The sequence below is a fragment of the Parasphingorhabdus sp. genome, assembly GCF_036963705.1.
Classification (GTDB): domain Bacteria; phylum Pseudomonadota; class Alphaproteobacteria; order Sphingomonadales; family Sphingomonadaceae; genus Parasphingorhabdus.
Genome location: NZ_JBALUT010000089.1, coordinates 1 through 8,343, shown reverse-complemented (window position 1 = coordinate 8,343; position 8,343 = coordinate 1). Strand labels below are relative to the sequence as shown.

Sequence of the window (8,343 nt, the reverse complement as noted above, 5' to 3'; positions counted from 1 at the left end):
TGCTGAAGTCGGAGTGAATGTCGGCGGCAATGGTAACGGCAATAACGGCAACTCCAAGGGCAATGTCGAAACCATTGTCGGTTCATTGTTCAACTAGAACGTTGGAGAATCGCCAATTTTCTGGCGTTAACGCAAAATAGAGTGGTCTTCGGTTAGATGTTCTCCAGGTATTCCTTGGAGCTGTAATTGAAGGCCATTTTTTCCTCTCTAGACGCAGATGCGTTTTTCCAGTTTTTGGCGGCGTGGATATTGGCCTTGCTAGCGGCGCTGACGTTGAGTCTTGCAGGCGTAGGCAATGAGGTCGAGCGCCAGCTGGGCAATTTGCGTGCCACTATGCTGGAAAAGCCGGCATCCGGTGATCTCGTAATTGTCGAGATTGATGCCAAATCGCTGCAAGCCGTCGACAATTGGCCGTGGCCTCGCGAATATTATGCCAAAGCGATCGATATTCTGAACGAAGCGGGCGCGACCCAGATTGCCTTTGATGTAGATTTTTCCTCTCGTTCGACCGAAACCCAAGACCGGATCCTGGCGGATGCAATTGCGCGGTCTGATGCAACGGTCATATTGCCGACGATGCGGCAACAGGCGTCGACGGTAAATTCAAAATTTGTTGAAAGCCTGCCAATCGACATATTGCGGGAAAATGCTTTTCTGGCATCGGTCAACGTTCATCCGGACAGCCTCGGGCAATTGAACGAATATAGCTTCGGGACCACAACTGGCGGTATGGCGCGTCCATCGCTTGCCAGCATGATCGCCGAAGTGTCCGGCGATATTGACCAAAATTTTGCGATCGATCAATCGATTGATCCGGAAACCATTCCCCGTCTTAGCTTTGCCGACTTGATCGGGGCAAGCGGTCCACCGATAGATCTGGCGGGCAAGAAAGTCTTGATCGGCGCGACCGCGATCGAACTGGGCGACCGATATCCGATCAGCCGCTTTGGTATCGTTCCCGGCGTAGTCATCCAGGCGATGGCCAGCGAAACCCTTATTCAGGGGACCAATTTGAATAGCCTTGGGGACCTGCCATCCTTGTTGTTCGCGGGAATAGTTGTGCTCGGCTGCATCCTCACGCAAAAAGTGTCGGCGGCCGGGATGATCAGGGTTGCAGTGGGAACGGGCGTTGTTCTGATAGGGTTGGTGTTTCTCGCCGAATATCTGAATGTCCTCACCTTTTTGAACGTCAAGGCCATGTTCTTTCTGGTGTCCTATATTCTGCTTCAGAAATTCCTGACGACTACGAAGGCTTTGAATACCAGTCGATATGTCAACGAGGCAAGCAACCTACCCAATGAAGCGGCCTTGTTGAAAGCCATTGGCAACAAAGATTTCGGCTATATCGCAACGGCCCGAATTTCAGATTTCCGCGAGTTGCTGGTCGTGACCGACAAGGAATCACGGCGCGATCTTTTCCGGAATTTCGCGAGCCGGCTGAGCTTTCTTGCCATGGACGAGCAAATCTACCATCTTGAATCCGATTTGTTTGCCTGGGTTGTAAAGAGCGAATATCAAAGCGATATTCTGGGTCATTTCGATACCGCTAACGCTCTTTTACAGGCCCCGGTCATGGCCGAAGAAACCAAAATCAAGATAGCTGCAACTTTGGGTATCAGCGGAGAATCTGTCGACAAGGCGAGAATTGCGTCGGGACAGGCTTTTGCCGCCGGCAAAAAATGGGCGTGGCATAACGAAGAAGTCGACCATGCGATCGGCCAAAAGCACAATCTTCTGATCGAACTGGATCGGTCGATCGAGGACGGAGATTTGGACGTTGTCTATCAACCCAAATGGAACCTGTCGGCGAACCGCCTTGACGGCGCAGAGGCTCTGGTCCGCTGGAGCCATCCGGAACGCGGTTTGATCAGCCCCGAAATATTCATTCCTCTGCTCGAACAAGCGGGACGCATTGACCAGTTGACCTTCCTGGTGCTGCGGCGGGCATTGGATGATATAACCAGTTGGGAAAAACAACGTCCGGGATTGACTTGCTCGGTCAATATTTCAGCGAAGCTTCTGGGCGAAAGCAGCTTTGTCGACGAGGCCATCGCGATGGTCAAAGCTGCCAATATTTCCAATCGACAGATTGTGTTTGAAGTCACGGAGACCGCCACCCTGGCTGATCCTGATGCGGCTCTATTGGCGCTGAAGCTTATCCAGAAATCCGGAATAAGAGTATCCATCGATGACTATGGAACCGGCCAGTCGACGATCAGCTATTTGCAGCGTCTACCGATTAGCGAGATCAAACTCGACAAGAGCTTCGTCCAGACGATGGTGACTGAAAATGCTAATCAGGTGATCGTGAAATCCACCATCGCCATGGCCCATGACCTGGGATTGAAGATTGTCGCTGAAGGGATCGAGGACCAGCAATGTATGGATATGCTGACCAAATACGGATGCGACATTGGTCAGGGCTGGCATATCTCCAAGCCGATTTCCAGCGAGGTGTTTACGGCGGTCTGGCTGGATAATAATTTCGAAGAAGAAAGATTGTCTGCCTGATTCCGAAATGGCCTCCGGAGGTGGGGCACAATGCTCGTTTCAATCAGGAACAGTCGCTGCGACCACGCTATTTGGCGAGCGCAAATGCAACGATATTGTCACCCAGTTTTGTTCCGATGCGCGCATGTCCACCAGCGGCGATGACGACATATTGCCGGCCTTCCCAGACATAGCTCATGGGCGTTGCCTGTCCGCCAGCGGGGAGCCTGCCTTTCCAGAGTTCCTTGCCGGTCTCGACATCAATCGCCCGGAGATAGTCGTCCATGGTCGCGCCGATGAATATCAGCCCGCCCGCGGTGACCATAGGTCCGCCGAATGCGGGCGTTCCCAGTTTCAAAGCCAGTCCGCCAGGAGCGAGATCTTCAGTCGTACCCAAAGTCTGCCGCCAGACAATTTTCCCGCTGTCGAGATCTACACCAGCTAGCACGCCCCACGGCGGAGCGGAGCAGGGCAGGCCGAGGGGTGAAAGGATTTCGGCTCTGGTCATGCTGTAAGGCGAGCGTTCCATTGGCGAGAAATCATCGCCATCGTCTATTTGATCGATCTGCTCGCGCTCGGTGATATTCGGATGCATGGCCATATAGGATGCCATATTGTTCATGTTGATCACTAATAAATTGCGGGTCGGATCATAAGCCGCGCTTCCCCAATTTGCGCCGCCGCCGGTAAATGGAAGCGACAGGGTTCCTGCAATTGTTGGTGGCGTGAACAGGCCGTCTCCGCGCAGCTTCTCGAGCTTTGATTTGCAGGCCCATCGGTCCCACAAGGTTACACCAAACGCATCGGCAGGGTTCAGCCGGTCGGGCACAATCGCAGGTGTTTTAACCGGAAAGGGCTGGGTAGGAGAGAGGATTTCACCTTCAACCCCGCCTTGCGGCACCGCCCTTTCCTCGATCGGGAGAAACGGCTTGCCGGTGTCGCGATCGAGCACGAAAACCAGACCGGTCTTGGTGACCTGAGCCACGACATCATGCGCCTTGCCTTCGCGCCATACCTGATAGAGCCCGGGCTGGGCAGGGAGATCATAGTCCCAGACATCGTGATGGACCGTTTGAAAATGCCATGCGACCGTACCGCTATCGCCGTTGAGAGCCACCACGCTATTGGCGTAGAGATTATCGCCGGGCCGGTTGCCTCCGTAATAATCCGGGCTGGCGCTGGAGGTCGGCAAGATGACAAGCCCGCGTTCCTCGTCAACAGCGATGCTGCTCCAGACATTGCTGTGGCCGCCGCGAACATTCGGCGACCCACTCAACGGGTCAAACACCCACTTCGTTTCGCCGGTCCGCGCGTCAAAGGCGAATACGGTTCCTCTGGGCGCATCGGTGCGCAGATTGTCTCCGATCGCCGTTCCGGTTACAACAATATCGCCGACAATCGCCGGTGCCGAGGTTACCTGAAATTCGCCCGGCCAACGCAGCGAAATCGACGGCTGAATGCGTTTGGTTCCACCCTCGCCAAAATCCGTGCAGAGCTGACCGGTCCTAGCGTCCAGCGCAATCATCCTCGCATCGACGGTCGCGGTGAACAGGCGCGAGGCGCATTTCGCGCCCGGTGTCGCAGCGCTATCCTGCCAGTAGGAAACCCCGCGGCAAGTATATTGATTGGCAGGTCGGCTGTCGGTTGGCACCTCGGGATCAAAGCGCCATTTTTCAGCCCCCGTACCGGGGTCGAGCGCGATGACCTGGTTGAACTGGGTGCAGTAGACCAGTATATCCTCAACCAATATCGGAGTGGCCTGCAGGGCCACGCGGGAAAGCGCCTCTTCACTTCGGTCATTTAACGCGCCGCTTTGATGGACCCATGCAATTTCAAGGCTGCTGACATTGTCCCTGTCAATTTCGCGGGCGGTCACATAGCGATTGCCTCCGGCGTCACCTCCATAGGCTTTCCAATCCGTGCCCAGGCCACCGCTGTCTGGACGGACGATCCCGGCCTTGCCTTCAATGGTGAGATCATCGGCGAGACCAAGCACTGACCAGATGGCCGACCCGCCAAGAACGCTGATCGCCAGAAACAGGCCCAGCAAGGCCAATGTAGCGCGAACCGGTGAAATGTTCATGGCCGAAGTGTAACGAAATTATACCGCTTGGGAAAGGCGCACTTCCGGAAGACTGCCATCGATCAGCTAATCGAAAGTGATAAAGTCCCTGATCTCTGCCGAGTTCGGACCGAGCGTGATCGGGTTGCGCACGCCGGGAAGAACGCAGACGTCGAAAAGTTCGGTGATCGCTCCATCAAAGCGCAACCAATGGGCGACGTCACCCGATTGCAAATTCAGTATCTGTAAGCCGCACCAGGCATCGGCATCTTTTTCCTTCAGCTTGTCGTCAAGCGCGAGCCCGTCAAACCGCTTGTTGCGCGGCTTTGACAAAGTCGTGATCGCATGATTGCCGTGAAACGCGAGACCGCGCAAAAAGCCGGGGAAGAAGGCTACTGGGTGAAAACTTTTATCTTTCGGATCGATCCAGCCCAGTTCGCCGCTACCGGAATTGAGTACCCATAATTTTCCGTCAAACCAGCGAGGGCTGTGCGGCATCGACAGGCCCTCGGCCATGATTTCATTTGTATCGATATCGATGATCACGCCGCCATCGTGGCGCCGGTCGCGCCAGCCATCGATAACATCGCTGCGGCAGACGGCGGAGACATATTTCGGTTCACCGTCTACCATCGCCAGCCCGTTGAGATGACAACGGTCTTCCGGTGCCAGTTTGGAGATGAATTCCGGCTTCCAGATCGGCTTGAAACTATGTTTGATATCGGGTTCGCACAAACAGCTATAGCGGGTGTTGATATAGACCAGTCGCCCGTTGTTGCGGATGCCGAGCTCGTGAATATCGATATTGCCAGTGGTCTGCATATTGCGCGGGACATAGACTTTGTCGTGCACGTTGTTCGCGGTCTGGCCCGGCGCCAGTACATTTTCCATCCGGACAACCTGGGTCAGCGTCCCGAGATAGATGCGCTCGTTGTCGCCCGCCACGCCCATCGCCTGGGGATATTGCGCCTCGTGCAGGGCGAGCTTGCCCTCTGGACCCGAGCCTATGAGATACAGTCTGCCGGTCTGATAGGATGTAAAACCGAGCGAAATGTTGCTGGCTGCCAGAAACCCGGCAAGGCCAGCTGAAAAATCGATGTCGGTTTTGCCCGCGTCGGCCTGAGCAGGAGGGGAAGCCTCGGTCGGCTTGTTGGTATGTTCCGGTTCGGCCATATCGGTCTTGTCTGCTTTATAGCAACCTCACCGCGGCAACAAGCTTTGACCCATGAGTTGCAAGTCGACGGCCCGCGCGCACTGACGCCCTTCGCGAATGGCCCATACAACGAGACTTTGGCCCCGACGCATGTCTCCGCAGGCAAAAATACCGCTTTTGCTGGTCGTGTAGCTGCTCACATTGGCTGCGACATTGCCACGCGCGTCCAGTTCGACTTCCGATTGATCGACCAGCCCCATTTTGCGGGGTCCTACAAAGCCCATCGCCAGGAGGATAAGGTCGGCTTTGATGGTGAATTCGCTGCCCTCGACTTCCTGCATCTGGCCGTCGACCCATTCGAGACGAATACATTCCAGACCTTCGACCTCGCCGTTTGTCCCGACAACCCGTTTTGCCATGATCGACCAGTCCCGTTCGCAGCCTTCCAGATGGCTGGATGAGGTGCGAAGTTTCAACGGCCAATCGGGCCAGGAGAAAGTCTTGTCTTCCATTTTTGGCGGCTTGGGCATGATCTCGATCTGGGTAACCGAAGCGGCGCCTTGGCGGTTGGATGTGCCGACACAGTCCGATCCGGTATCACCACCGCCAATGACGATGACATGCTTGCCTTCGGCGGTAATCGATCCGCGCGGAGCGGCCCGCATTTCGTCGTCGCCAGCGTTGCGCTTATTTTGCTGGGTCAGAAATTCCATCGCCATACGGACGCCGGACATTTCATATCCGGGGATGTCGAGCGCACGCGGTTTTTCCGCGCCGCCGGACATTACCACGGCATCGTAATTGTCGCGTAGCGATTGAACCGAAACGGTGACCCCGACTTCGGCGCTCGTGCGCAATTCAACGCCTTCTGCCTCCATTTGCACCAGGCGCCGGTTGATCAGATGTTTTTCCATCTTGAAATCGGGAATACCGTAACGCAGCAACCCGCCCATACGGTCATTTTTCTCGAAAAGGGTGACGCTATGTCCGGCACGGGCAAGCTGCTGGGCGCAAGCCAGTCCAGCAGGGCCGGAGCCGACGACCGCGACAGATTTTCCGGTTTTATGCTCGGCGATCTGAGGGGTAATCCAGCCTTCTTCCCATCCGCGATCGACAATCGCGCATTCGATGGATTTGATGTTCACCGGCGCGTCATCGATGTTCAACGTGCAACTGGCTTCGCAAGGGGCAGGGCAGATGCGACCCGTGAATTCGGGGAAATTATTGGTCGACTGGAGCGTTTCCAGAGCCGTCTTCCAGTCGCCTTCGTAGACCAGATTATTCCAGTCCGGGATGATGTTGTTCACCGGGCAACCGTTGTGGCAATAGGGAATGCCGCAATCCATGCAGCGTGCAGCCTGATCCTTGATTTCGGATTCCGGCAATGGAATCGTGAATTCCCTATAATGAGTCAGCCGCTCCTTTGGATCAGCATAAGTCGCTTCTTTGCGATCAATCTCGAGAAAGCCTGTTACGTTACCCACGGTCTACTCCAATATCTTCAATTATTCTGCAGCGACGATCGCGTCGAGGCGTTCGGCTTCCAGTTGTTTAAGCGCCGCGGCATAGTCACTCGGCATGACCTTTACGAAACGACCAAGGGCCTCTTCCCAATTGTCGAGGATTTCACTTGCTTGCCTGCTGCCGGTATAAAGTTTGTGACGTTCCAGCAAAATCCGCAGTCGTGCTGCGTCATGATAGAGCATGTCACCCATGCCATAGTCATTTACATCGACCGGAAGCTGCTGCGGCGGTGTGGTGCCTTCACCATCTTCTTCATCAGCGTTGATCGGCTCGACGCCCACCATCGCCATATTGCAGCGCTTGCGGAACAGACCGTCCTCGTCATAGACGTAGGCCACGCCACCCGACATGCCGGCTGCAAAATTGCGTCCTGTTTTGCCCAGTACAACAACCACGCCGCCCGTCATATATTCACAGCCGTGATCGCCTGTGCCTTCAACGACGGTGACCGCGCCCGAGTTGCGGACAGCGAAACGCTCTCCGGCAACGCCGTTGAAATAGGCTTCGCCAGCGACCGCGCCATAGAGCACGGTATTGCCGACGATGATATTCTCGGTCGGATTGCGGTCGACATGGGCGGGTTGCTTGACGATGACGCGGCCGCCTGAAAGGCCTTTACCGACATAGTCATTGGCATCGCCGATCAATTCAGCAGTTATACCATGGGCCAGAAATGCACCGAAGCTTTGTCCCGCCACGCCTTCGAAGGACAATTGGATGGTGTTGTTCGGCAGACCAGCATGGCCATAGCGTTTTGCAACTTCGCCCGACAGCATCGCGCCGACGGTCCGGTTGACGTTCTTCACCTTGCGTTCGATCTTGACGGTCTGCCCGTTTTCAAGAGCCGGCGTCGCTGCAGCTATCAAATCCTTATCCAGCGCGGCGTCAAGACCGTGGTCCTGGGTGATGGTCTGATGAAGCGGCTCCCCTTCGGCGAGAACAACCTGATGCAATATACGCGACAGATCGACGCCTTCGGCTTTCCAGTGGTGCAGCGCCTTGCTCATGTTGATCCGGTCAACCCGTCCGACCATTTCCTCGATCGTCCGGAAGCCCATATCGGCCATGATCTGGCGCAGCTCTTCGGCGACGAAGAAGAAATAGTTGATCACAT

General features: G+C 55.5%; 4 protein-coding genes and 1 pseudogene. 1 reads left to right on the top strand and 4 read right to left on the bottom strand.

Annotation, left to right across the window (positions count from 1 at the left end):
* The first annotated feature begins 186 nt into the window (after positions 1–186).
* Entirely contained in the window at positions 187–2,511 is a 2,325-nt protein-coding gene (locus tag V7680_RS14055) for an EAL domain-containing protein (protein WP_335653894.1), read from the top strand.
* A 67-nt stretch (positions 2,512–2,578) separates the two neighbouring features.
* Here V7680_RS14055 and V7680_RS14050 read toward each other — a convergent pair whose 3' ends face one another.
* From V7680_RS14050 to V7680_RS14035, 4 genes and pseudogenes are all read right to left on the bottom strand, one after another.
* Entirely contained in the window at positions 2,579–4,573 is a 1,995-nt protein-coding gene (locus V7680_RS14050; RefSeq protein WP_335653893.1) for a pyrroloquinoline quinone-dependent dehydrogenase, read from the bottom strand.
* Between the two features lie 66 nt (positions 4,574–4,639).
* On the bottom strand, positions 4,640–5,725 hold the full coding sequence (locus V7680_RS14045; RefSeq protein WP_335653892.1) for a TIGR03032 family protein: 1,086 nt from the start codon (positions 5,723–5,725) through the stop codon (positions 4,640–4,642).
* A 27-nt stretch (positions 5,726–5,752) separates the two neighbouring features.
* Positions 5,753–7,189 (bottom strand): glutamate synthase subunit beta, encoded by a 1,437-nt coding sequence (locus V7680_RS14040; protein ID WP_335653891.1) that lies wholly within the window; start codon positions 7,187–7,189, stop codon positions 5,753–5,755.
* Between the two features lie 21 nt (positions 7,190–7,210).
* A pseudogene (locus V7680_RS14035) lies at positions 7,211–8,343 on the bottom strand (glutamate synthase subunit alpha); the annotation flags it as partial.

Excerpts from the sequence above, each read along its gene's own strand:
- V7680_RS14050 (WP_335653893.1), bottom strand. The coding sequence starts at position 4,573 with ATGAACATTTCACCGGTTCGCGCTACATTGGCCTTGCTGGGCCTGTTT.
- V7680_RS14045 (WP_335653892.1), bottom strand. The coding sequence starts at position 5,725 with ATGGCCGAACCGGAACATACCAACAAGCCGACCGAGGCTTCCCCTCCT.